Origin of the sequence: Vibrio sp. 1F255 (assembly GCF_041439145.1) — a bacterium.
Classification (GTDB): Bacteria; Pseudomonadota; Gammaproteobacteria; order Enterobacterales; family Vibrionaceae; genus Vibrio; species Vibrio crassostreae_C.
On record NZ_JBGONQ010000012.1, the window covers coordinates 52,076 to 77,665 of the forward strand.

The following is a 25,590-nucleotide window of genomic DNA, read 5'->3' on the forward strand; positions in this document are numbered from 1 at the left end:
ACAATGAAAAAGCGAGTCTTCCTTTTAACCATGGCTTTAACTTCGGCATTGAGTTCTAGTCATCTTTTTGCTGCGGAAAAGCTACGAGTTTACGCTGCATCGTCGATGACCAATGCGGTTAATCTGTTGGTTGAAGAGTTTGAGAAAGACCATTCTGTCGATGTGATTCCTGTGTACGCGAGTACGTCGTCTTTGGTGCGACAAATCGAAAGAGGAGCACCAGCAGACATTTTTATCTCGGCAAATGAGAAATGGATGACGCATTTAGTCGATCGTAAATTGGTTTATAGTGACAATGTCACAAACCTATGTGAAAACGAATTGGTGCTGATTGCTCCTAAAGAGACATCGGTAACGTTAGACCTATCAAAAGGTGAACAATGGGCTAAACTGCTTACTAATGAAAGGCTTGCAGTGGGTAACACCATGTCGGTTCCTGCTGGTATCTATGCAAAAGAAGCGTTAGAAACGTTAGGTGTATGGGACGATGTGAAAACTCGATTGGCACCAAGTAACAATGTTCGTATGGCCTTAGCCTTAGTCGAGCGCAGTGAAGCTAAGCTTGGCATTGTCTACAAAACGGATGCGTTGCTTTCTAAAGAAGTAAACCTAGTGTCGACCTTCCCATCAGATCTGCACACACCAATACGTTACCCTGTAGCGAAGTTGAGTGATAAAGTTGTGGCAGAAGAGTTCTATACTTTCCTAAAGAGCGAAAAAGCGAAAGACACCTTGAACAGTTTTGGATTTGAAGTGCGTTAAATGATGTATTTATCGGAATACGAATACCAAGCCTTAATGCTGAGCTTAAAAGTCGCTGGGTTTGCAATCTTATGGCTTATCCCTATCGGTATTGGCTTAGCATGGCTACTTGCTAAGAAACAATTTGTAGGTAAGAGCATTGTTGAGAGTATTGTCCATTTACCTTTGGTACTTCCACCTGTGGTTATTGGCTATTTACTGCTAGTGATGATGGGCAGGCAAGGTATCATAGGTTCGTGGCTCAATGACGTGTTTGGTATTGTATTCAGCTTTAGCTGGAAGGGCGCGGCACTCGCTTGTGTGGTTGTGGCGTTGCCGCTGATGGTTCGCTCTATTAGATTGAGCCTAGAAACCGTAGACAGTAAGCTTGAAGAGGCGGCTGCTACATTAGGCGCTTCACCTCTTCGTGTGTTTTTCACGATCACTTTACCCTTGATGATCCCAGGGGTCATTACCGGCACCATGCTTTCATTCGCAAGAAGCCTAGGGGAGTTTGGCGCGACCATCAGCTTCGTTTCAAATATTCCCGGTGAAACTCAAACCATTCCTTTGGCTATGTATACTTTTATTGAAACCCCTGGCGCTGAAATGGAAGCCGCGCGTTTGTGTGTCATTTCTATTGTGATAGCGCTGGGTTCATTGATGCTATCTGAGTGGCTCAACAAAAAGTCAGCACAACGCTTGGGAGGCAATGCATGAGTGCTTTGATCCTCCAATATCAACAACAACTTGGTGAAACGTTCTTTGATATCGACTTGGAATTACCAAGTAGCGGCATTACGGCAATTTTTGGTCGTTCTGGCGCGGGTAAAACCTCACTTATCAATGCAATCAGTGGCCTTAAACAGCCCGATAAAGGTCTGATCAGCGTATCTGGAACCACACTGTTCGATAGTGAAAATGGCATTAATTTGCCGACTCACAAACGCAACGTCGGTTATGTGTTCCAAGAGTCGCGATTGTTTCCACATATGAAGGTGGCAGCGAACCTTAAATACGGTATGAAAAGCGTCGATCAAGCGCACTTTGAGCAAATAGTCTCGCTGTTGTCTTTGGGTTCATTGCTTGACCGATACCCAGCTCGTTTGTCTGGCGGTGAGAAGCAACGTGTGGCGATTGGCCGCGCTTTGTTATCAAAGCCGAGCATTTTGTTGATGGATGAGCCTTTAGCGTCTCTCGACTTGCCTCGTAAGCGCGAAGTGATGCCATTTCTGGAAAACTTATCCGAAACCGTCCAAATACCGATCATCTATGTCACTCATAGCCTCAATGAAATTTTACGCTTGGCAAATCACCTTGTGATTATTGACCAAGGCAAAGTGATTTCGTCGGGTGTGACGGAAGAGGTTTGGGCATCGAGAGCCATGCAACCTTGGCAATCTTTCTCAGAGCAAAGCTCGTTGTTTGAAGCGACATTAGCGGAACACAATGACGATTATGCGCTGTCTCGCCTGATGCTAGGAAAGTCGACGTCGTTATGGGTTCAGAAAGTATCGAGTGAGCTTGGTACGACAGTGAGGCTGCAAGTTAGGGCAAATGATGTCTCTATCACGCTAGAACGGCCGAAAGGGACTTCTATACGTAACATCCTTCCAGTGACCATTAAAAGTGTAGAGACGCACCAGCAAGGCACAAATAAGCAGAGTGTCGCTGTCGAGCTAGAGTTAGAGTCTGGGTGCTATCTATGGGCAACCATTACTTTGTGGGCGCTGGATGAGTTGAATCTAGAAATCGGGCAGCGTGTTTACGCTCAAATTAAAGGTGTGAGTGTCGCTCAAAGAGATATCGCGGTAACGCATTAAACCTGAGAAGGTTTGCTTTTCGATATTGTCGCGATACTGCCAGTTTTGCGCCACACTATATGAGTGTTAAAGCATATGATTTGTCGAATCATATGAACATTAGCAACAAGAACATACAGACGTAACGATCGACGAACAGAAAATAGCGGATATAAAAAAGCCGCGTGTTTAAAGAAACATGCGGCTTAATTCTAAGTAGTACTGTTAGCGCTTAGCCTAGTTTAGGCGACTAGCGACTTACTTAGTAAAAACTTCTTTGAAATCACGCTTCAAGATTGCATCACGACGAGCTTTCTTGATTTGTTTAACCATGTCTTTTACACAGTTGTGTAGAACTTGGTCTAGCAGTTGAGCACGGTACTCTTCTTTTTCTTCGTCAGACATGTCTTCTGGAAGTTTAAGAGTAGGGAACTCTTCCATCACGTTAACACCAGCGAAAGCTTGGCTAACTGAGATTAGAGCGTGGAACTGCTCGAAGTTGTCTAAAACATTTTGTGCGCTTGCTGGAAGACTATCCCAAGCTTCGCGTACTGCTTCTTCAGACACTTCGTGAATAGAAGTAACCATAAAGTGCATCTCTTTTGGTACGCCATCAAATTCGATAACTTGACGAAGTTCTGGTGAGATGGTGGTTAAATCGATTTCTTGTTGTTCGTTGTTTGTAGCGTCTGACATAGTATTTCTCTTTAAAAAGAAACAATGCTAAAAAGATCTGTAAAAAAGTCAATATAATATAGAGATTAGGGCATGATTTAAGCCCAAATTTGAGCTACTTTGAATATTCAACACTAGATAAAGGTGATGTGATGATAGAAAAGGGATCTTCAATGCGCATATTGCTGGTTGATGACGTTCAACTAGACAGGATGCAACTTGCTATCCGACTCAAGCAACTGGGTCATATTGTAGAAGCTGTCGGTAGCGGAAAAGAAGCCCTGAGTGTTTATTCTGATTTTGATCCTGAACTCGTGTTACTTGATATCAGCATGCCTGATATGGATGGTTTTGAAGTGGCGAATGAGGTTCGAAGCCGATTCCCAGAATGGGTTCCCATCATCTTTCTTAGTGGTCACGAAGAACCTGAGATGATCGCAAAAGCGATTGACGCTGGTGGCGATGATTACCTGATCAAGCCAGTAAACAAGGTTGTTTTGAATTCTAAGCTGATTGCGATGCAACGTATCGCGCACATGAGACGAGAGCTAAAACAAAGCACAGCCAAACTCGAAGAACTGAACATCCTTCTGCAGCAACAAGCCAACGAAGATGGCCTGACCAAATTGTATAACCGTCGATATATGGATACTAAGCTTGAAGAGAGCATAGCGTGGCACGGAAGACGTAATATATCCATGACAGTCATACTTCTAGATGTAGACTTCTTTAAGCCTTACAACGATAATTATGGTCATATTCAAGGGGATAAGTGCTTACAAGGGCTTGCTAATACCTTGAAACAGCTGTTTGTTCGTGCGGGAGAATTTGTAGGTCGTTATGGCGGTGAAGAGTTTGTTCTGATTCTTAGCGATACAGACAGTGAAGGCGCTAAGGTACACGCGACTCGAGTTAAAGAGGCATTGCATGAGATGAACTACGCTCATGAACACTCAACGGTATCGGATAGAGTGACAGCGTCACAAGGTGTGTTGTCATTTGTGCCGGAAGGTGGCGAATCTATTGCGTCTATTTACGAAAAGGTCGATCAAGCGCTTTATCAAGCGAAGCAAAGTGGTAGAAATACCTTTGTACAACGTAACATTTTGGAGCTTGCGCGTTAGTTGGCGAGCTCTTTTAGATATTTGAATTTATACTTCTAATAGCGTTTGAGCTAGGAAGTGCTTTAAGTGATAAAAGAAATGCCACATTCGAAGTCATTTTCTATGACCAACACATCTTGGACGCTTGCGGTTCCTCTATTTTTTACCGCTTTGGCGACCACTGTTAATGCCAATACGCTATCTGATCTTTTTCGAAAGGATCTAGAGCAGAGCTTTGCCACCAGTGTATTGCTCAACGACACCGATGTTTTCACTTTTGGTATCAATAACTTTGACCCCAATAAAGTGTTTAGTTTGGACAATGAAGACATCGGTTCGAATGATTCGGTAAGTCGTCGCCAAAACATCACCTCCCTGAGTTTGCCTTACACATTTGAATTACCAAGTTACATCGAAGACAACCATCAAGAGGTGACGCTACGCTTGTCTGCATTGCGAATCGAGAACGATGTCGAGTACGCGGCAGCAAACAGAAACGATTTTCAAAAAGAGTCGGTAGTGTCTGGCTACGTCGAATTCGCGAATGTGTCCCAGCTAGACGAATATTGGAGCTTCAGCTCTGCAATCGGTAACCACATCTCTTACTACCGCAATGATTATGAATATCGCGCTTCGTTGCTAAAGCCTATTCAAGACCAACTGGATGGCGTATATCTCAATACTGATGCTTGGGCTTACATCATCGAGCCTAAAATCAAGCTGATGTACGAAGATAAGAATGACTGGGGAAAGTATAAATTGAGCACCAGTTGGCATTACTTTAATGGCATCGGCTGGGGCGAGGCGAATAATGGCAATGTCGGTCATCCTGAAGGGTGGTATATCGCCAATGAAGCCAAGGTTTTCTATGATCTCGTGCGTTGGGATAAGAACATCACTTCGATGTACTCGAGTATAAGACGAATTGATATTGGTGGTGACACCGTGGCATCTATGGGCACCACATCTTACTACGAGGGCAGTGTTGGTTGGTTGCTTAACCCAAACCTGTTTAATGAGTGGGTCGATAACGTGGGAATAGGTTTTACGATTAACTACGGAAGTAGCTTAAAAGGTGGCAGCTTGGTTATATTCTTCAACCAAGATTAAGCTCTTTTTTCCAGTTAAGCCCATACGGCCTCAAATCAATGAGGCTCGTTGAACTTGGAAGTGATAGTTATTGAAGCAGATCGCTATTAATGGCTTAAGCTATTTAGATCTCTAGCACTCAATATCTTTCGCTATCAACTATTGTTAACGGTCAATACACAGTTTGTTTCGACCGGTTTCTTTCGCTTTATACAGCGCTTGGTCAGCAAGCTTCAACACCTCTTCAGGATGTCTGGTGGTTGTACTATCAGACAATCCAATACTCACCGTCACATTCACCACTTCCGATGGTTTGCCTTTCTTGCCACGCTTTTTCATACCCACTTCATGATCGTCGGGGCGTTCATGACTATTACGAATCGTCATGTCGTAGTTTTGAACCTCGGAAATCAGAGCTTGAAGGTGCTCTTTAACTTGTTCCGAATGTTTTCCTTTGAAGATAATCGTGAACTCTTCTCCACCATAGCGATAAGCTTTAGCGCCGCCTGTGGTTTCCCTCAGAATGCGTGCCACCAGTTTTAACACATCGTCGCCAATGTCATGTCCGTAGGTATCGTTGAATTGTTTAAAGTGATCAATATCGACCATCGCCATCGAATACTTACGCCCCAAGTGCTTCATATCGACTTCTAAGGCGTGTCGACCGGGAATGTTAGTCAGTTGGTCGTTAAAGGCCATATCATGACTAGCAGACATCACATAGACGATGATCAGTGTGCCTGACAGCGAGAACATGGTGCTCGAGATGTACTGAATATCGAAGAAGATGAACGTACAAGAAGAAAGCAGGATAGCGCTATAAACCACAACATCGATAGAGCGGTTATACACCAACACGAGAATGGCAGTAAGGCCAAGCAAGCAAAGGCTATACAGCACTAAAACAAAAGGCAGTTTGGAGAAGTCTCTGACAATAAATAGAAGACCATCACTCCATGATTCAAAACCGCCGGCATGGAAGTGAGAGACGATCAATTGTGCCCACACCATAAATAGAACAAGAACGATGGCGTAGAGCAGCATCGACTTTGAGTTTACGCCGTTATCAGGGAAGGCATAAACAAGTAAGCAAGTGACAGGTACTAATGCCGCAAGTAACGAGAGCTCTAATAGCGTTGTGCCAGTATTGAGAGGCGTTTGTAAGCGAACTTGGATGATCAGATAAGCGACAAGCATGGTCACCGATACCATCGCCATTCGACCTTGTCTGAACGTATGGCATAGCAGAACCGCAACGCTCAATAAAATGTAAGGGAGGTTGCTAGCAAACCCTAAATTTGAGTCCGTCACGAGAATGACGTTGTCCATACCAACGAGCAAAATTGTTAACAGGACTAAAGGGAAGCAAAATCGAAACATGCTCGACGTTACAAAAGATGATGCCATTTATGTGGTGAGCCTAACTATATTGATGATCTTATTATTTAATACTATGCGTAGGATACGGTTAAACAAGCGATTGCCAAGCTTTTTGCCTAAATTAGAGCAAAAACATAGTCATAGGTCGCTATTGGTGCAATCATTTTTATATGTATTTTGAGTTGCTATTAACCTTAGAACGAACTACACAGTATATATGAGAAATTAATTAGTCGTTATAGATACTTAACAAAATCTGCTCTGCTGCTCTTACGTTGGCGCTGTCACTTAAAGGGCTTGATGATCAGTTATCATTGAGTGACCTTTTCATTAAGCGACGAAGATCTGTAATGAAGTCAGAGTAAGATTAAATAATGCCTAAGTTTCAACTATGGACAGTAAAACCTATAACTGAGTTATAGAAAGCTATTAGGAATTGCATGGTTTCAAGTGACTTTAGAAACGACTGCGACTAGAAAAACCGCTACAAATGGAGGTGTGGTATGCAAATTAGTGTTGATGTACATAACTATATGGAAACTCTGGTCGGTCATGTATTGGCTACCGAGGAATATGTGTCTAGTTATACCAACGAACAGTTGGCCGATCTCGCGTGCTTGGCTTTGGGCCAGCTAAAACCTATCTATATTCGTTTTGATATCGATTTTCTGTCAGCATTGCCAGAAGACAAATTGGTGCTCTATAAACGCAATAGTGAGATCGCGGTCAAAAATGCAGAAAGTATGATTATTGACGATCGAAGACGTGAACGTGACGACAATGTGCCTGTTATATTTAGTCAACACAATTTTGACGATGACGTAGAATTGCAATGGTATGAAAAGCCATTGTTGAACCGTAAACAGTCATGATAGTTTAGGGTGAATACGGTCATTTAAGGAGTAAAAACGTGGGATTCTTTTCTAGATTATTTGGTGGCAAAGAAAAAACCGAACAAAAAGTAGAGATTGAGCCAGTCGAATATAAGGGTTTCAATATCTATCAAGATGCCATTGCAGAATCTGGTCAATACCGTGTTGCTGGGCGAATCGAGAAAGAATTCGATGGTGAAATCAAAACTCACCGTTTTATTCGTTCAGATGTTGTTTCAAACAAACAAGATGCCGACGAATTGATGCTCAAAAAATCGCAGATGTTCATCGACCAAATGGGCGACAATATATTTAGCTAACCAATTAGGGTTAGAATTGATGTTGGTCATAATTTAGAGAGCTTTCAGTGTATATGCTGAAAGCTCTTTTTAGTTTTATGGATAAAGAACAGCTAGTGAGTTGTTATTAAAAGGATTATTTGCAAGTGGTTTGACCTCTTGGTTCGAGACGGTCGTCATTTATCCGAATGAAGCGCTCAAATTCCGTCCAAATCGTTATAAGTAATAACTTTTCCTGTTCTTTGAACAAAACGCTTGAAGTATTAGTTGTCGTTAGATACAAACGAATAAGTCATTCGTGCCAATAGTCAAGGAATAGCTATGCAAATTGGTGTACCAAGAGAAACGCTCGCTGGTGAAACGCGAGTCGCTGCTTCGCCGAAATCGGTAGAACAGCTTCTAAAATTAGGATTTGAAGTTTGTGTTGAATCACAAGCAGGTGCGTTAGCAAGTTTTGAAGATGCAGCTTATGAACAAGCTGGAGCAAAAGTTGTCACCGCAGATGAAGCTTGGAAATCCGATATTATCTTTAAAGTTAACGCTCCGATCGTTGACGAGTCTAAAAATGAAATCGATCTTCTTAAAGATGGCGCAACATTGGTCAGCTTTATTTGGCCTGCCCAAAATCCAGAATTAATGGAACAATTGTCCAGTCGTAACATCAACGTGATGGCGATGGATTCTGTACCACGAATTTCAAGAGCTCAGGCGTTAGATGCATTGAGTTCTATGGCAAACATCGCGGGTTATCGTGCTGTTGTTGAAGCGGCGCATGAGTTTGGTCGATTCTTCACGGGTCAGATTACGGCTGCGGGTAAAGTTCCGCCAGCAAAAGTACTGGTTGCAGGTGCTGGTGTTGCTGGCCTAGCGGCAATCGGCGCTGCGGGTAGCTTAGGTGCAATCGTTCGTTCATTCGATGTTCGTCCTGAAGTTAAAGAACAAGTTGAGTCGATGGGTGCTGAATTCTTGGAAGTGGATTTCAAGGAAGATACCAGTGCTGGTGACGGCTACGCAAAAGAGATGTCTGAAGCATTCAATAAGAAAGCGGAAGAGCTTTATGCAGCTCAAGCAAAAGACGTTGATATCATCATTACAACGGCGCTGATTCCAGGTCGCCCGGCTCCGAAGCTGATTACCAAAGAGATGGTAGACAGCATGAGTGCAGGTAGTGTGATTGTAGACCTTGCGGCGGCCAATGGCGGTAACTGTGAATACACGGTTGCGGATCAAGTCATTACAACGGCTAATGGCGTGAAGGTGGTTGGTTACACTGATATGGTTGGTCGACTGCCGACTCAATCATCTCAACTGTATGCAACGAACCTAGTTAACCTTTTGAAACTGCTTTGCAAAGAGAAAGATGGCAACATCAATATCGACTTTGAAGATGTTGTTCTGCGTGGTGTTACTGTCGTTAAAGAGGGCGAGGTCACTTGGCCAGCTCCACCAATTCAAGTTTCAGCTCAACCACAACAAACTAAGCCAAAAGCGGCCAAACCAGAGCCTAAAGTTGAAGAACCTGTTTCTCCGATTAAGAAAGCGGCGGGTATGGCGGTAGCTGTTGGTGCATTTGCTTGGGTAGCTTCGGTTGCTCCAGCTGCGTTCTTATCTCACTTTACCGTTTTTGTTCTCGCTTGTGTGGTGGGTTATTACGTAGTTTGGAATGTAAGCCATTCTCTGCATACGCCTTTGATGTCCGTGACTAACGCGATTTCAGGCATCATTGTAGTAGGTGCACTGTTACAGATCGGACAAGGAAGTGGCGTCGTCACGTTCTTATCATTTATTGCCGTATTAATTGCAAGTATCAATATCTTTGGTGGCTTTACCGTGACCAAACGTATGCTTGAAATGTTCCGTAAAGACTAAGGAGTAACAGATGTCTGAAGGATTAGTACAAGCAGCTTATATTGTTGCTGCTGTATTTTTTATTATGAGCTTGGCTGGGTTATCGAAACAGGAATCTGCGCGTGCAGGTAACTATTACGGTATCACGGGTATGGCAATCGCGTTGATCGCAACGATCTTTGGCCCTCACTCTGCTGGTATTGTGTGGATCATCATTGCTATGGTGATCGGTGGTGGTATTGGTATCCACTACGCAAGAAAAGTAGAAATGACTGAAATGCCAGAGCTGGTTGCAATTCTGCACAGCTTCGTAGGTATGGCTGCAGTACTTGTAGGTTACAACAGCTACATCGATCCACCTGCTGCTGTTTCTATCAACCCTGCAGATATTCATGCAGAGCACGTTATCCATCTAGTGGAAGTGTTCCTTGGCGTGTTTATCGGTGCGGTGACGTTCACGGGTTCTATTGTTGCGTTTGGAAAGCTTCGTGGCGTTATCTCTTCGTCTGCATTGAACATCCCTCATAAGCACAAGTGGAATCTAGCGGCTATCGTAGTTTCTACACTACTGATGATCATGTTCGTTAAAGCGGACGGCAGCATGTTCGCGCTAATGGTGATGACGCTTATCGCATTCGCATTCGGTTACCACTTAGTGGCATCGATTGGCGGCGCAGATATGCCAGTAGTTGTCTCTATGCTTAACTCGTACTCTGGTTGGGCAGCAGCAGCGGCAGGTTTCATGCTTGCAAACGATCTGCTTATCGTAACTGGTGCATTGGTTGGTTCGTCGGGTGCGATTCTGTCTTACATTATGTGTAAGGCGATGAACCGCTCTTTCATCAGTGTTATTGCTGGTGGATTCGGCCAAGAAGTGGTTGTGTCTGATGGCGATGAAGAGCAAGGTGAACACCGCGAAACATCAGCTGAAGATGTGGCTGATATGCTGAAAAACTCTAAGTCAGTAATCATCACTCCTGGATACGGCATGGCAGTAGCTCAAGCACAATACCCAGTGCATGAAATCACTGAGAAGCTACGAGCGCAGGGCATTAATGTTCGATTTGGTATCCACCCAGTTGCTGGTAGGTTACCGGGTCACATGAACGTACTGCTTGCTGAAGCGAAAGTGCCTTACGATATCGTTCTAGAAATGGACGAAATCAACGATGACTTCGATGAGACAGATACTGTATTGGTAATTGGTGCGAATGACACCGTAAACCCTGCAGCACTTGAAGATCCAAACAGCCCAATTGCTGGTATGCCAGTACTTGAAGTTTGGAACGCTCAGAATGTTATCGTATTCAAGCGTTCGATGAACACAGGTTACGCCGGTGTGCAAAACCCACTGTTCTTCAAAGAGAACACGCAGATGCTGTTTGGCGACGCTAAAAAGAGTTGTCTAAGTATCTTAGAACATCTATAGAGATCACCTCTAAACAATATGTAACAACTCGATAAGGAGCTCATTTGAGCTCCTTTTTTTATCTTACGAAAGCGACTCTATGTGTGATCTCAGTTGATACGAAGTTGACGAAGCCTGATGCAAAACTTGTCGCAATTGAGGTTTGGCTTGCCAATCAGCCTACTAGTACGTATGTACAATGTGTCCGTAATATATTGGCCTTTATCTCTGTAGCTCGCCATTCTCAATGTTTTTCATGCGGTTAAAAATTTATCTTTGATAGCGAATGGTATATATTTGGTTGATCTATATGAATTTGCGTTGGTTTGTGATCATCAAAAGAACATTTACTCTTCTTATCGCTACGTTGTCTGTGTCTGCAAACGCATTTGCTGACTCTTTACCTGAGCGTATCGATAATTTCACCAAACTCTTTGATCATGAAACGGCAATCGAATCTTACGATATTCGAGTGCTACAGGCTGATTATCCAACACGTTTGATCATGCCGTCTTCTATGCTGCCACAAACAGCAGAGTACCCGTTAAAAGACATTCAGCGCTTGTACCAGTTATCAAAAACCTGTAGTGGTAAACTGCCGTTAAGCCCTTTGATTACTGAGCCTTTAGTTTTTACTCGTGCAATGTGTAAAGGCACCAAGCTTTCTGACCGTTGGTTTAGCCGTAGTGGTTTGATTCACCCTGGCGGCGGTTCTTATGCGGCACGATACGTTGAGAAGTACCCAGAAAAATTCGACTCTCTGAAGCGCTTTATGCATATTCAAGAGCGACCAAACACCGAACACGATGAACTACTGTCTCGCTTGCAACAAATGGATAGCGAAGCAATCACCGCGCTGTTAGCGGGTGCGAGTATGTTTGTTGAGCTTGATGAGATGTGGGTAAAACGCGGCTACAGATATTACCTGTATAAAAAATCAGTCTGGAACGAAAATGCCACGCTTGCTGGGTTATCGTTTAGCTTGTCTTCAGAAGGTAAAAGCTGTTTTGTCCAGCGTGGTAATGTGTGTTGGGAAATAGAAGATCATTCAGAGCTTCTGCAAGTCGCCATGTTTATCTTGGTTATTGCCAACATCATGCTTGTCTTAGGTTGGGCGATTTACCGCTGGAACAGCAAGAAACAAGAGATGAAGAGTCGCATGCTGGTTCTTCAAATCCTAACGCACGAATTAAGAACGCCGATTGCGAGTTTGTCATTGACGGTGGAAGGGTTCAGGCGTGAGTTCGAACACTTACCAGAATCGGTATATGATGAGTTCCGTAGGCTGTGTGAAGATACACGCCGTTTAAGACAGTTGGCGGAAGCAAGTAAAGATTACCTGCAATCAGATAATCAACCGCTCGCAACAGAGTGGGTGCCAAGTGTTGAAGAGTGGCTCCAATACAAAGTTGAAGAAGACTTTGCGCCGGGGATTGAACTCCGTGTAAACAAAGATATAGCTGCAAAAGTGAACGTATATTGGTTGGGAACGTGCATCGATAACCTAATCAGAAATGCCGTGAAATACGGTGTGGCTCCAGTAATTCTAGAACTGAATACTTCTGACAAGAAGCTGACATTCAAAGTTATAGATAATGGAGACTTGTCTCGCAAAGATTGGGGGCAACTAAGAAAGCCATTCGTAAGTAAGAGTGGACTCGGTTTAGGTCTGACGATAGTGGAATCTATGGTTGGAAAAATGGGCGGTCACATGACGCTTATCGGCCCCCCAACAACATTTATTTTGGAGATACCTTGTGAAACAGACATTGCTTCTCGTTGAAGATGATAAAAATTTAGCTGACGGTTTATTAGTTAGCCTTGAGCAAGCTGGATATGAATGTTTGCATGCAGAACTGATCTCTGAAGTTGAAGGCTACTGGGAACAAGCGGATCTAGTGATTCTAGACCGTCAACTTCCTGATGGCGACTCAGTAGATTCACTTCCAGGTTGGAAGAAAAAGAAAGATATCCCAGTTATTTTGCTGACGGCTCTCGTGACAGTAAAAGACAAAGTAGCGGGCCTAGATTCAGGTGCAAACGACTACTTAACAAAGCCATTCGCAGAGGCTGAGCTATTTGCTCGAATTCGTGCTCAACTTCGCCTGCCAGATTCTGAAGAACAAGATGCATCAAAAGTTATCGCTCAGAATCTTGTTATCGATAAAGCGACACGTGAAGTGTTTTTCAATGAACAGGAAGTAACGTTAACGCGCACTGAATTTGACCTTCTACTGTTCTTGGCAAGTAACCTTGGACGTGTGTTTACACGTGATGAACTGCTTGACCATGTATGGGGTTACAACCATTTCCCAACAACACGTACGGTAGACACGCACGTTCTGCAACTAAGACAGAAACTACCGGGTCTAGAAATTGAAACGCTGCGTGGCGTTGGTTACAAGATGAAAGCGTAATGAGAATAGCCTTACTTCCACTATTAATGTTTTCTTGCGTAGCGAATACCGCGCAAGCAACGGATTGGTTTAAGAGCAGCGATGCTCTGACTCAAGTTCATAAACATCTGCTAGATAACGATTTACCTCAGATGTTTGACTCATTAGTGGAAGTTTGGCAAATCAACTCGTCTCAATCACGAGAAGATCACCTCAATGAACTGTTCGATCAAGCATTGAACAAAGATTGTGGTAAAACTCTCACCAGAAAAACACTCCCAGATTGGATTAGTTCAGTCGTCGTTAAAAGACACATCATTCAAAGCCCTGGCCGAGATACCTTTCGTGTATCGATTAATGTTGAATCCGAAAACAACATTCAAGACATTACCTTCGAGAAGTGGGTCGATAAGATCGTTTCTTCGGACAGTGAGTTAACCAAAGACAGTGAAGTGGTTAACAACGCATCGGTGAGTCTATACCGCAAGCGTTACAATTTAGCCTCTCAACTTGAATCCGGTTTATACCGTTTAAGCGTTAAAGGTGATGGCGGAAAGTCTTGGAGCACTTGGGTTGTTTTGGGTGAAGTTGCCATGCGTCAACAAGTTCGCTGGGCATCAAAAGACACGTGGCGAATCGATAAAAAAGAACTACTCAATCCTTATTGTCCGCTCCCTAAGCTCGAAATCGGTTTGTACGATTACGTTGATGAACACTATGAACAGGTCTGGGGCAAGAGCTACGAATCTGATTATCCAATGAACCTTACTGGTGAAGAACTTCCTAATGATCGCTATGTTTTAGCGGTTTCAATGGTGCATTCACGCTGGCAAGGCGACATAGCGATAGAACAAGCACAAACTATCAGTAAAACTTATGATATTTCTAGCGAAGAAGAGTTAAAGTAATTTAAAATTGTGCCGTTAACTATGTAAGGGATCTAACAAAGATAAACGGCATGAAAAAAACTACAAAACTACTCGCAGCGTCAATTGCATTCGCCAGTCTTCCTCTTTCAGCAGCAAACTACGCCATTGAAGCGCGTGGTGATGCGATGGGTGGTGTTGGTGTTGTTTCAGCAAACTTCCTAACTGCTCCATTCTATAACCCAGCACTTGTTGCGATTTATCGTCGTAATGATGACATGGGAATGATCACGCCAAGTTTTGGCGGTAATTATAATGACCCTAATAACTTAGTTGATGATATCGATAATTTAGTTGACAGCATTGAGTCAGGTACTGTGACTGGTTCTGATCTAGATGCTCTTAATGGTGATAGCCTGAATGTTGATTTAGGTGGTGTTGTAGCATTCGCTCTACCAAATCAGTATATTGCAGCAAACGTATTTGCAAAAGCATACACTGAATCATTTGTAACCCCTGATACATCTAGTGACGCTGCTAATAGTGACTTGGTTAATGCTGAGTTAACTGCTGTTAAAGCTGTTTCTATTGGCATTATGGAAGCTGGTATATCATTAGCAAAATATCAAACGTTCATGGGACAACATTTGTCGTTTGGTATTTCTCCAAAACTCCAAAGAATCTATACGTATAACTACATTGCCTCGGCACAAAACTACGATCTAAGTGATGTTCGAGAAAACGACACCGCGGAAACTACATTTAATATTGATGCAGGTGCGCTTTGGTTTTACGGCCCATTTAGAGTGGGTTTTTCTGCAACGAATATTATAGACCGTGAGATTGAAACTAAATCCGTTAGCCAACAGCTAACAAGCAGCACAGGGGCTACAAGAACAGTAACATCGAGTCATTCTTATAACCTGGGGCCTGTCTACACTGTTGGTGCGGGGATCGTTTCCGATTACTTTACGTTGAGTGTTGATTATGATTTGAATGAAGCGGAGAAGTTTACTTCGTTCGAAGACAACGAACAGATGATTCGTGTTGGTACTGAAGTCGACCTGTTACGTCAGCTTAAGCTAAGGGGAGGGTATTACAAGAACCTGGCTTACTCTGATTCAGAAGGAACAGTGACAGCTGGTGTTGGTATCTCGCCATTGAACTTGTTTCAGCTAGATCTAAGTGCTAACTACACGAATGAAAATGCGATGGGTGCATCCATCAATTTCCTTGCTAGTTACTAACAGTCCTTATATAGTTCTGCTCCTAAATAAAGGAGCAGAGCATGCTAAACGACTTACCAACCCTTTCTCACGAAGAACAACAGAAAGCTGTTGAACGAATTCAAGAAATGATGACCCAAGGCATCAGCACAGCACAAGCTATCAAAATCGTTGCTGAGCAAATCCGTGAAGAAATGAGTAATAAAGAAGAGTAGGGCATCAGCCCTTCTTTTTTAATACGATAGTGCACTATAACTAAATATATTACCCTCTAGTATATTATCTCGTACATACCTACTCTTTAGTTTCTCTAAATCCCGACCTATCCAAAACTCTTAAATACTTTTTATTCAACAAGTTACGTCAGAGTAATTAACTTCTCAGGCTTTACTTGGCTTTGATTTGTAATTAAATTACAGCAAGATCTGAAAGTAAAACAATCGCCACTTTAGGTGTCAGTATTTGTGTCACCATGTCTAAATGGCTAAATATATGGTGTTTTTACGGCTAGTGACGTTGTGACTTGTATTTTGAACGGATGAGAATCCATGAATGATCAGAAGCAGACAAATGAGGATTTTATCTAAGAACAGAGTGAAACAATCCACAGCGGTAATGTTCAAAACCGATATCGCGAATGGCTTACCACCGCTTAGAGCAAGCTTCGTTGCCACATATGTGCTTTACAGAATAAGTATTTAAAAAGCTTACGAGGCGTAAGGTGTTGTGTAGAAGTCGATTAAGGAATGCGGCGCGTATCAATTTGAGAATGCTAAATCGATGTGTTTTCTATTGGGGAATGATAAGTCTAAGCGATAGAACTTGTTAGAAATAGGGTCGCTTTGAGCGCTGTAGTTGTCGTCGTGGTTACGTATGTAGAATCGAAACCTTGGCTCCTCTTGACCTTCATATTCTATATTGATGGTGACCGAATCGAACGTTGAGAGATCGAGCCCTTTATTTTGGGTCGATATAACGAACTCAATTTCACAGAAGGGTAAGCTATAGGTTTGTTCAAAGTCACACTGTAACTCAATTCCATCTTCTGACTTATGTAATGAGCCTACGGTGCCACCATCGTAGTCTCTGTCCGTATTTACGCGCGTAGGTTATCTGTCAGGTGTGATGATGTAGTTCTTATCCATGAGCGTATTAAAAGAGATCAACGACACTAGCGTGATTGCTAGGCAAAAATACGCGCCCAGCGACAGATATATGCCTAAATAGCGTTGTTTTTGTTCGGTATTTATACGAAAGGTAACGTTTTAAGGGGATAATAATTTAACTGTGTAAATATACAGTTGCTATTTGGGTTCTTTATTTTGTGTTTCCATAGGACCAAGCTTTACCTGTACAGCTAGCTACAGTGTCACTTTACTTATTGATTACATGTGTCGATAAACATTATAAGCTTTCTAATCTCAGGCGGTAACACCATTGCGACTTCAAAGCAGGCATATCAGTTAGAGAAAACAAGTAAAGAAAAACTAAGCGCAATGGGTTTAAAGTAACTCTTAGGTTTATTACCAAAGCTACCTAAGTCCAATTGAACGTAATTTCAGGGCAAACCGTGATTATGGATCTCCCAAGTATCGGTGTTGTGTACCAGCAATAAGTGTAATGAATCTATGCAAACTGAACACAAAGTACTAACTCTAGAGAGAATCGTTAAGAAGGTTTGAAAAATCTGTGTGCGGGTCTACATAAGACACACGAACTTTATTAGTTGATGGATTTAAACGAGAGCTAAGCATGTGCAGTTGATAAGAAACATTGGTCGCGTGTGTGAAATCTGGAATAGAAACAACAGCAATGCTTACAAGAATTGCACACAGCGCAGCGAACCGTTAATGCAAACAGAGAAGTGGCATATAAGTTAAATCAGATGGACAAAGTTTCTCGTCAATTAGATTTTCTGAATGAAGATTGAATTGTGTAGACGCTGGCCGTACATATAATTATTAGATTTCAAATGCGATAAGAAAACTCTGAACGGCGCAAGAAGCGTGAGAGTCAGTTGGAACAAGGATTTTAAGGACAAAAGATGAGAATACTACCTTTAGAATTAACTACACGTATTATTATGTCAACTGCGTATTATGTACGTTATGTTAAATGGATTTTGATGTTTATAAGGCAGGTATCTTTGTGTGATGCCCTGCCTTTGTATTGTGCCGATATTCTCTAATTTATACTGTGTATTTAACCATACTGGCTATTTACCATAAAATACCTAATAACCAGTGATAATAATCTTCGATTTTAACTCTGGTATTAGTTAGAGATTAACCGCCAGCAAATTTAACTTTGTAGCCTTTCTTTTCAAGGTGCGCTTTGATCTTGTCGCGCGCGTCACCTTGAATTTCGATGTTGCCATCTTTTACTGAGCCACCGCAGCCGCAAACTTTCTTGAGTTCTGCTGCCATTAGTTTTAATGGTGCGTCATCTAGGTCTAAGCCAGTTACGACAGAAACGCCTTTGCCTTTACGGCCTTTGGTTTCTTTTTGGATTCGAACGATACCATCGCCTTTAGGACGTTGGACTTTCTCTTCTTCAGGCTTAATGCGACCTGTTTCTGTTGAATATACTAGGCTCATAATTTACTTCTTTTGTTGCTCTGCTTTTTGTTTTGCGAGTAAGTAAGCTTCTATATGGCGTTGGATTGCAACCTTGCCGCCTTTGATTAAGCGACCGTTAAACATGCAATACCACGCATTAGGCTCACCGGTGTCATTCTTGATTTGGTAGCCGTTGAAGTTTTCAGTCGAGCCACCAGTTCCTCTCGACTTATTTAATGACATGAATTCTTTTGGATCAATAATAGATGCGGTATCAATCCACCAATCAATACTCTTTTTCACGGCAGCTAGGTTGCCCTGAATAACGTTGTTTTTTAACTTAGCACGCCAAACTGTGTTGTTAGCATCTATCGATTGAAGATGGACGCTTCGGTAAATTGAATTAGCCATATCTATTAATCATCTTTCTGTTTTCACTGCATTAATCATAAGTATACTAATAATGATATCAAGCATAATATGGTAAAAACACCTGTCGAGGTATGGTAATTTGAGAAAAAAAGTCCCTATTTTAACTGACTCTGTGATAATTAATTCATTTGTTGAAAAATTAAACAGCAACGTGACAATAGAAATTATAGATGAGTTGACAGGATTTCAATACTCTCGCAATTCACTGTTGGGCATTTACAGTGATTGGAATCGCTATCATGCGTTCTGTACCAAACATCGTATTAACACACTTCCCGCATCTATAACCGCTGTTCGTCGTTTTCTTGAAACGGAGTCTAACGATAGAAAATACGCATCGCTAAAACGTTACACTGCAACGCTTAGCATGTTACATACTGTGTTGAGCTTTGCTAACCCGATCAAGCACAGGCAAGTTCGCTTTACCCTACTCCACTTACAATCTCAAATGGCCGGTGACGCTAAACAAACCAATGCTATGACATCTGTGCATCTCACTGATTTGAATACGTTACTCTCCCATGAGAAAGCAAACCTGAAAGAGATCAGAGACATTGCTATTTATAACGTGATGTTCGAGTGTGCTTTAAAGCGCTCAGAGCTTAAGTTGTTATCGATGAGTGATGTTGAGTACGTTGAAGATCATTACCAAGTAACACTCAAAGATTCGGCTTATCAGTTGTCACAAATAGCCAGTGTTGCACTTCAACGTTGGCTTTCGTTTACTGGTATACAAGATGACTTGCCAGTATTTCGTGCGATAGACAAGCATGAGAATATTGGTTTGCAGCCTTTAGATGATTCGTCCATCTATAGGATATTGAGAAGAGCTAGCGACTTACTTCAACTGCCAGAAAATCACCATTTCTCTGGAAATTCGATTCGTGTTGGTGCTGCACAAGAGTTGTCGAAACAAGGTCTTAAGGTGAGAGAGATTCAGGACTTTGGTCGTTGGCTTAGCCCGGCAATGCCAGCTCAATATGTCGGTTTCACGGGAACGGCTGATAGTGAGAAGATGAAGTTTAAGGCGTTAATACCTTGGCAATGACGGGTCGCAGATTACTTGGATATTACTATTTTGATATAAGTTATGGTTAAAACGATATTTGTAAAAACGGTTAGCGTTAAAAACAAAAAGCGCCTTGGCGAAAGCTCAAGGCACTTGTTGGTTCAGCTCTAAGTGAACGAAAACGAGTTAGAAACCTAAGAAAGGCTTGTTCTCACGCAGTTTTCTAAGAACTGGCTGAATTTGTGGCCGTCATGTTCAACCATTTTAGGGAACATGGAGATTGGCGTCATACCTGGGAAGGTGTTGACTTCGTTCAGGTAGATTTCGTTGTCTTGCGTTAAAAAGAAGTCGATACGAGACAAGTGACGAAGCTTCATCTGGGTGAAGACTTTTCGTGCGCTGTCTGCAATCAATTCACGCTGTTCGTCAGTTAAATTACTTGCTTCAACTTCAGTGATCGAGTGGCTGTCTGCACTGTACTTCTCTTCGTAAGAGTAAAATGCGCCATTCGGTGCAATCACCTCACCCGGCTTGCTGATGTGTAGCTCGCCATCGATTTCATAAGCAGCAATTTCTAGCTCTCTAGGCACCACTGATTTCTCAACCAATACTTGGTCCGAGAAAGTGAACGCCTTGTTGATAGCCTCGCTTAAATCTTCTACTTGGTTAACTTGGTAACAACCTACAGAAGAACCTTGACGAGCCGCTTTCACAAACACTTTACCCCACTTTTCAAATGCTTGAGTTGCTTGTGAGTGAGCTTGATCATTGTTGTCTGATAAGAACAGGTACGGCGTGTTTGGAATACCAAGTGCGTCGTACCAAAGCTTTGACGTGATTTTGTTAAAGCTGTTGTTGCTTGCTTCTGGACCACAACCTAGGTATGGAATTTTAGCCATTTCAAACAGTGATTGAATGTCACCTGTTTCACCTGGGAAACCGTGTATGCAAGGCACAATGAAATCGACTTTAGATGCTAAATTGTCACCGCGTAAGGTTTGGTCGTTAATATCAAGATAAACCAATTCACCTGAATCAAGACACCAGCCTTCGTTCTTAATTTCAACTCTTACAACGTTAAAATCTGCAACGCTATTAAGTTGTTCAAAAAGGTAATTGGCTGAAACTAAAGATACTTCATGCTCTGAAGATCCACCGCCGCAAAGTAGAAGGATGTTTGTGGTGTTCATGGGTAAATTCGGTCCTTGAAACTAGGAGTACTGACTTCAATGATAAACAAAAGTCGAGATAGGTACAGTGTTTTGATTGTTAAAATTGCGTTCGAAAGATCGAGCGATTAACTATTAAACAAAACAGCGAGTCTTAAAACAAAAGAAGGAGCATTTGCCCCTTCTTTATGAATCAAAACTTAGTTCAACTTGTTAAGCGTTGGGTATTCAGAGTTCTTGATGTCATCAATGCTCTTAACGAACGGCTTCAAGTTTTGGAAAGTGTTCGGCAGTGTTGAGATTGCCTTTTTAGCTTCTAAGCGTGTTGCGTAGTCACCATAAAGTACCGTGAACCACTTAGTGCCGTTAACCATTTTGTAGTTTTCCCAAACTGGTTGAGAAGTCGTAGGTAGCATTTTCACGAAAGAATCGACTTTACTTTGGCTGCCAACAGCAACAACTTGAACTGTGTAACCAAAACGTTGGTTCATGTCTTGTTGTTTCTTGGTTGGGCCTGTCACTACTGCAACTGGCTTAGCTTTAGTCGTTTGAGCGACTTTCTGTTCAACAGGTTCGGTTCTGATAACGTTGACAACATTTTCTTCAACAACGCTTGTTTGCTCAGATTGAGATACAACTGGAGCTTCAACTTTTGCCGTTTTGTACTCTTCTTGATAACTATCTGAAGTGACATTGGTAACGTAGTCGTCAGATACACATGCAGCCAAGAGCAGTGGCAAAGTCACAATTGCAAATTTTTTCATGGAAAGCTCTATATCCTTAATAATAATTACTATAAATCATGCCGATACGTCGGTTTAGAATCAAGTTAACTTTGGGATTATACACCATTAGTGGGTGACCTATTTCACAAACTTTATGCAGTGTTTGCTTATTCATCTGAATTCGGTGAATTTGCCATCAACCTGTGAGTGCAAAGTAAGTTACGATGAACTTACGTGCATTGCTAGGATATGTCTATGAATCATCTTGATCCCCTACTTAAACCCCGTTCAATCGCTGTTGTTGGTGCTTCTCAACGAGAAACACGCGCAGGATATATTGTTATGAACAATTTGTTGCATGGGGATTTTAAAGGTGCGGTGATGCCGGTTACGCCGAAATATGATTCAGTGGCCGGTGTGCTTTCTTACAAGAACATTTTGTCGTTACCGATTGTTCCTGACCTCGCAATCTTGTGTACCAATGCGACCCGTAATGTCGCTATTTTTGAAGAACTGGCTGAGAAAGGTATAGCCTCTGTCATTGTGCTTTCTTCAGACATGCAGCAAGAAAGCGATAATGGTGAGACGTATGATGAACGATGCCTAGCGATTGCCAAAAAGCACAACATTCGAGTGTTGGGTTCCAATAGTTTGGGGGTGATTGTTCCTTGGTTAAATTTGAACGCCTCATTCTCTCCAGTGACAGCATTACCCGGTAAGATCGCCTTTGTTTCTCAGTCGGCAGCTGTGTGTACCACTATTCTCGATTGGGCTAATGACAAAGAGATCGGTTTTTCGGCGTTTATCTCTATAGGCAATGGTAGCGATATCGAATTCTCGGAGTTATTGGATTATCTCAGTACCGACTCTCACACCGAAGCGATATTGCTTTATGTAGACAGCATTACTGATGCGAGGCGCTTTATTTCTGCAGCGCGTGCGGCTTCGCGTAACCGACGAATTTTGGTGTTGAAAGGCGGTCGAACGGCGAAAGGCAGAGCCGCAGCAATGGCTCACACTGGCGGTGCCGACACATTAGATATTATTTATGATTCCGCAATCCGACGCAGCGGCATGCTACGAGTTAAGAACTTACATGAACTGTTTGCTGCGGTAGAAACACTGACTCATTCAGTACCATTGCGAGGCGAGCGCTTGGCTATTGTTACTAATGGTGGCGGCCCTGCGATTATGGCTGTGGACACCCTATTTGACCGCGGTGGTAAGCTCGCAGAGTTTTCAGAAGATACACTTGATAAGTTGAACAAGGTTTTGCCATCGAGTTGGTCTCATAGCAATCCTATCGATATTGTCGGCGACGCTGGTGATCAACGTTATATCGACACTATAAACATCTTACTCGATGGCGATGAAGCAGACGCGATTCTTATCATGCACAGCCCTTCAGCGGTCGCACATTCCGCTAAAACGGCAGAACGAATTATTGAAGAGATTAAGAAGCACCCTCGCCACAAGCGCTTTAACATCCTGACGAATTGGTCTGGTGAGCTAACAGCAAGGCCCGCACGAAAGCTGTTTACCGAAGCGGGTTTCCCAACTTATCGGACCCCTGAAAGCTCTGTGGTCGCATTCATGCACTTAGTCGAGTACAGACGTAACCAACGTCAGTTAATGGAAACGCCGACCACTGCAGAAAAAGTACACATTGAAGATCTAGCAGATGCGAAAGGTTGGATAGAAAGAAAACTACTGGATAAAGATACAGTTAGCCTTGATACTCACCAAAACAGTCAGTTTTTCAAGAGCTTCAACCTCGATGTGTTACCAACTTGGATCGCTTCTGACCCAAGTGAAGCGGTACACATCGCTGAAACGATCGGTTATCCCGTCGCAGTAAAATTACGTTCGCCGGATATTGCACATAAGTCAGACGTACAAGGCGTGATGCTCAATTTGCGAAACAGCAGTGAAGTTGCCAATGCGGCTCAGGCAATTCTCGATCGTTCTCAATTTTCCTTCCCTACAGCAAACATCCACGGCTTGTTAATTCAAGGCATGGCTAAGCTCGCGGGCGGCCAAGAGTTGCGTATTAAGGTTACAACAGACGAAACCTTCGGCCCAATCATATTACTTGGACAAGGTGGTTCGGAGTGGGATGAGTCGATTGATGCCGCAGCTGCTTTTCCACCGCTCAACATGACACTGGCGCGTTACTTGATTATTCGAGCGATAAAAAGCGGCAAGATTCGTCTACAAAAACTCCCTAACCCCATCGATATAGAAGGTTTGTCTGAGTTATTGGTACGTATATCGCAAATGGTAGTGGATTGCCCTGAAATACATGATTTGGATATCCATCCAGTACTGGCCAATGGTGACAAGTTCACGATATTAGATGCCGATATCATCTTGAAAGCGTACGAAGGCGATCCACAGGAACGTCTTGCGATTCGCCCTTATCCGGTCGAGCTTGAAGAACGTATCCAGCTAAAAGATGGAACCGAAGTGTTGTTACGCCCTATTCTTCCCGAAGATGAACCGCTTCATGCTGACTTCATTAACCGTGTGTCTAAGGAAGATCTCTATAAGCGTTTCTTTAGTGATGTCGGTGAATTCAATCATGAGGCGTTGGCGAATTTCACTCAGATTGATTTCGATAGAGAAATCGCCTTTGTGGTCGTTCGCGAGGAACAAGGCGTTCCAGCGATCATCGGCGTGTCCCGTGCGCTGATTAACCCTGAGAACACAGACGCCGAATTCGCAATATTGATTCGTTCTGACCTTAAAGGTGTTGGTCTAGGTCGCATTCTTATGACCAAGGTTATCGATTACTGCCGTGCGAAGCAGACCAAGCAGATGTCGGGGATGACGATGCCAACCAATAGAGGGATGCTGACACTAGCTCAAAAGCTCGGTTTTAAGCTAGATATCAGTTTTGAAGATGGTACTGCAGATATGGTGTTACCGTTACTTTAACGCCCATGTCTTTTTAAGATGTTGGATACACCAAGACTTGGCGTCGCCCATTTTGTTGCGTCGCCAAGCCATAACAATATCGATCGGTTGTGGTTCTGTACCGGAGATCTGCTGTAGTACGCCAGATTCAATCAAAGGTTTAGCGACACTATTCGGTAAGGTGCCAATCCCTAGTCCTGATGTCAAAGCCTCTACTTTCGCAGGAAAGCTTGTCACGGTTAAACGAGGCTGTTTCTCTAGAATATTGATGCTTAGTGCTGGCTGATCGCGTGCGGTGTCTGCAATGGCAATAACCCTGTAACTTTCTCTCGCTTTCTGATCGAATTCACCAGAACGCTTGTGAACATAGTGGCTTGATGCCGCGACCCACACCATCTCCATTTTACCAATTACGTCACTTTTCATATCGTTTGGAATTGTATCGAGCTTAGGGCATATCAATAAGTCAGCACGACCATCTGTGAGAGATTCCCAACAACCCGCTAAGATTTCCTCTTGCAAACGAACGCGTGTTTTACTGATTTTTCCTAGTTCATCTACCAGTGGGAAAAAGTTAGCAATCGGGATAATGCCATCAAAGGCGATGGTCAAATCGAGCTCCCAACCATTGGCTAGAATGCTTGCCTCGTTAACAAGACGTTCTGTAGCTCCAAGAATGATTCTACCTTGCTCAAGTATCAACTGACCCGCTTCCGTGAAATTTGCACGGTGGCCTGAGCGGTCAAAAATCATGATGTCTAGATCTTGTTCAAGCTTCTGTATTTGATAGCTGAGTGATGAAGGCGCTCTGTCCATTTCATTGGCCGCGGCGGCGAAACTTCCACGTCGGTCGATGGCGTCTAGGATGTGTAACGCTTCAAGTGTTATTGGACTATGCATAGCTTTCCTACTTTATAAATGAGACTTGAATCACAAAAACAGAAGCATTCAGACTGTGAATGGAACTGTAAAAGTCTTTTTAATACAGATATTTAAGAGTATTAATTATGAGTTAGTTGATAAAATTGAAAATTATTTAAATGCAAATAATAGTAATTATCATTTAGATCCAATAT

At 42.7% G+C, this 25,590-nt stretch carries 23 protein-coding genes and 1 pseudogene; 16 read left to right on the forward strand and 8 right to left on the reverse strand.

Features of this window, described 5'->3' with window-relative positions; translation table 11 throughout:
- Positions 1-3: 3 nt before the first annotated feature.
- The 3 genes from modA to modC are packed head-to-tail and all read left to right on the forward strand — an operon-like array spanning position 4 to position 2,564.
- Positions 4-762: a molybdate ABC transporter substrate-binding protein gene (gene modA, locus ACED41_RS09170; protein ID WP_017060111.1), complete on the forward strand. Its 759-nt coding sequence runs from the start codon at positions 4-6 to the stop codon at positions 760-762.
- Entirely contained in the window at positions 763-1,461 is a 699-nt protein-coding gene (modB, locus tag ACED41_RS09175; RefSeq protein WP_017060110.1) for a molybdate ABC transporter permease subunit, read from the forward strand.
- Positions 1,458-2,564 carry a molybdenum ABC transporter ATP-binding protein ModC gene (gene modC, locus ACED41_RS09180; RefSeq protein WP_017067812.1) on the forward strand — a complete coding sequence of 369 codons (1,107 nt, stop codon included), beginning with the start codon at positions 1,458-1,460 and terminating at the stop codon, positions 2,562-2,564. The genes modB and modC overlap by 4 nt, the downstream gene beginning before the upstream one ends.
- A 237-nt stretch (positions 2,565-2,801) precedes the next feature.
- On the opposite strand, the gene ACED41_RS09185 is transcribed toward modC, so the two are convergent.
- A complete protein-coding gene (locus ACED41_RS09185) occupies positions 2,802-3,239 on the reverse strand; it encodes a DUF3069 domain-containing protein (RefSeq protein WP_017060108.1) in 438 nt (145 codons plus the stop codon).
- A 152-nt stretch (positions 3,240-3,391) separates the two neighbouring features.
- Here ACED41_RS09185 and ACED41_RS09190 point away from each other — a divergent pair, with 152 nt between their 5' ends.
- Both ACED41_RS09190 and ACED41_RS09195 read left to right on the forward strand, forming a co-directional pair.
- Entirely contained in the window at positions 3,392-4,342 is a 951-nt protein-coding gene (locus tag ACED41_RS09190; protein WP_017060107.1) for a diguanylate cyclase, read from the forward strand.
- A 78-nt stretch (positions 4,343-4,420) separates the two neighbouring features.
- Complete coding sequence (locus ACED41_RS09195) at positions 4,421-5,431, forward strand: Solitary outer membrane autotransporter beta-barrel domain (protein ID WP_029235232.1); 1,011 nt, start codon at positions 4,421-4,423, stop codon at positions 5,429-5,431.
- Positions 5,432-5,575: 144 nt separating this feature from the next.
- On the opposite strand, the gene ACED41_RS09200 is transcribed toward ACED41_RS09195, so the two are convergent.
- The gene (locus tag ACED41_RS09200) at positions 5,576-6,817 is read right to left on the reverse strand and encodes a GGDEF domain-containing protein (RefSeq protein ID WP_032546996.1); all 1,242 of its coding nucleotides are present in this window, start codon (positions 6,815-6,817) and stop codon (positions 5,576-5,578) included.
- Positions 6,818-7,293: 476 nt separating this feature from the next.
- On the opposite strand from ACED41_RS09200, the gene ACED41_RS09205 reads away from it, so the two are divergent.
- The 9 genes from ACED41_RS09205 (at position 7,294) to ACED41_RS09245 (ending at position 15,920) form a co-directional block, all read left to right on the forward strand.
- Complete coding sequence (locus ACED41_RS09205) at positions 7,294-7,662, forward strand: late competence development ComFB family protein (RefSeq protein ID WP_017060104.1); 369 nt, start codon at positions 7,294-7,296, stop codon at positions 7,660-7,662.
- A 38-nt stretch (positions 7,663-7,700) separates the two neighbouring features.
- Positions 7,701-7,982, forward strand: coding sequence for an HlyU family transcriptional regulator (locus ACED41_RS09210; protein WP_004731023.1), 282 nt, complete (start codon positions 7,701-7,703; stop codon positions 7,980-7,982).
- A 300-nt stretch (positions 7,983-8,282) separates the two neighbouring features.
- On the forward strand, positions 8,283-9,830 hold the full coding sequence (gene pntA / locus ACED41_RS09215) for a Re/Si-specific NAD(P)(+) transhydrogenase subunit alpha (protein WP_017060103.1): 1,548 nt from the start codon (positions 8,283-8,285) through the stop codon (positions 9,828-9,830).
- 10 nt (positions 9,831-9,840) lie between these two features.
- Entirely contained in the window at positions 9,841-11,238 is a 1,398-nt protein-coding gene (gene pntB, locus ACED41_RS09220) for a Re/Si-specific NAD(P)(+) transhydrogenase subunit beta (protein WP_017064580.1), read from the forward strand.
- Between the two features lie 289 nt (positions 11,239-11,527).
- Positions 11,528-13,000 (forward strand): sensor histidine kinase VxrA, encoded by a 1,473-nt coding sequence (gene vxrA / locus ACED41_RS09225; RefSeq protein ID WP_102428373.1) that lies wholly within the window; start codon positions 11,528-11,530, stop codon positions 12,998-13,000.
- Positions 12,975-13,634 (forward strand): response regulator transcription factor VxrB, encoded by a 660-nt coding sequence (gene vxrB, locus ACED41_RS09230; protein ID WP_017060099.1) that lies wholly within the window; start codon positions 12,975-12,977, stop codon positions 13,632-13,634. The genes vxrA and vxrB overlap by 26 nt, the downstream gene beginning before the upstream one ends.
- A complete protein-coding gene (locus tag ACED41_RS09235; protein ID WP_029235234.1) occupies positions 13,634-14,521 on the forward strand; it encodes a DUF2861 family protein in 888 nt (295 codons plus the stop codon). Before vxrB ends, ACED41_RS09235 begins: the two co-directional genes overlap by 1 nt.
- Before the next feature lie 50 nt (positions 14,522-14,571).
- Positions 14,572-15,726: a conjugal transfer protein TraF gene (locus ACED41_RS09240; protein WP_017069084.1), complete on the forward strand. Its 1,155-nt coding sequence runs from the start codon at positions 14,572-14,574 to the stop codon at positions 15,724-15,726.
- Positions 15,727-15,767: 41 nt separating this feature from the next.
- Positions 15,768-15,920, forward strand: a complete 153-nt coding sequence (locus ACED41_RS09245; protein WP_004731009.1) for a YoaH family protein — start codon at positions 15,768-15,770, stop codon at positions 15,918-15,920.
- A 546-nt stretch (positions 15,921-16,466) separates the two neighbouring features.
- On the opposite strand, the pseudogene ACED41_RS09250 reads toward ACED41_RS09245, so the two are convergent.
- From ACED41_RS09250 to ACED41_RS09260, 3 genes and pseudogenes are all read right to left on the reverse strand, one after another.
- A pseudogene (locus tag ACED41_RS09250) lies at positions 16,467-16,955 on the reverse strand (GGDEF domain-containing protein); the annotation flags it as partial.
- A gap of 1,035 nt (positions 16,956-17,990) precedes the next feature.
- Positions 17,991-18,302: a stress response translation initiation inhibitor YciH gene (gene yciH, locus ACED41_RS09255; RefSeq protein ID WP_008221404.1), complete on the reverse strand. Its 312-nt coding sequence runs from the start codon at positions 18,300-18,302 to the stop codon at positions 17,991-17,993.
- A gap of 3 nt (positions 18,303-18,305) precedes the next feature.
- On the reverse strand, positions 18,306-18,674 hold the full coding sequence (locus ACED41_RS09260; protein ID WP_017060095.1) for a DUF3319 domain-containing protein: 369 nt from the start codon (positions 18,672-18,674) through the stop codon (positions 18,306-18,308).
- Between the two features lie 100 nt (positions 18,675-18,774).
- Between ACED41_RS09260 and ACED41_RS09265 the strand changes: the two genes are divergently transcribed.
- Positions 18,775-19,743, forward strand: coding sequence for a tyrosine-type recombinase/integrase (locus tag ACED41_RS09265; RefSeq protein ID WP_371724850.1), 969 nt, complete (start codon positions 18,775-18,777; stop codon positions 19,741-19,743).
- Positions 19,744-19,898: 155 nt separating this feature from the next.
- Here the strand turns inward: ACED41_RS09265 and ACED41_RS09270 are convergent, their stop codons facing one another.
- Positions 19,899-20,894: a D-alanine--D-alanine ligase gene (locus tag ACED41_RS09270; RefSeq protein ID WP_017064584.1), complete on the reverse strand. Its 996-nt coding sequence runs from the start codon at positions 20,892-20,894 to the stop codon at positions 19,899-19,901.
- A 179-nt stretch (positions 20,895-21,073) separates the two neighbouring features.
- Positions 21,074-21,637, reverse strand: a complete 564-nt coding sequence (locus ACED41_RS09275) for an SPOR domain-containing protein (RefSeq protein WP_017060092.1) — start codon at positions 21,635-21,637, stop codon at positions 21,074-21,076.
- 216 nt (positions 21,638-21,853) lie between these two features.
- On the opposite strand from ACED41_RS09275, the gene ACED41_RS09280 reads away from it, so the two are divergent.
- Positions 21,854-24,535, forward strand: coding sequence for a GNAT family N-acetyltransferase (locus tag ACED41_RS09280; RefSeq protein WP_371724851.1), 2,682 nt, complete (start codon positions 21,854-21,856; stop codon positions 24,533-24,535).
- Here ACED41_RS09280 and ACED41_RS09285 read toward each other — a convergent pair.
- Complete coding sequence (locus ACED41_RS09285; protein WP_136974592.1) at positions 24,527-25,414, reverse strand: LysR family transcriptional regulator; 888 nt, start codon at positions 25,412-25,414, stop codon at positions 24,527-24,529. The two genes, ACED41_RS09280 and ACED41_RS09285, sit on opposite strands and share 9 nt — an antisense overlap.
- Between the last annotated feature and the right edge of the window lie 176 nt (positions 25,415-25,590).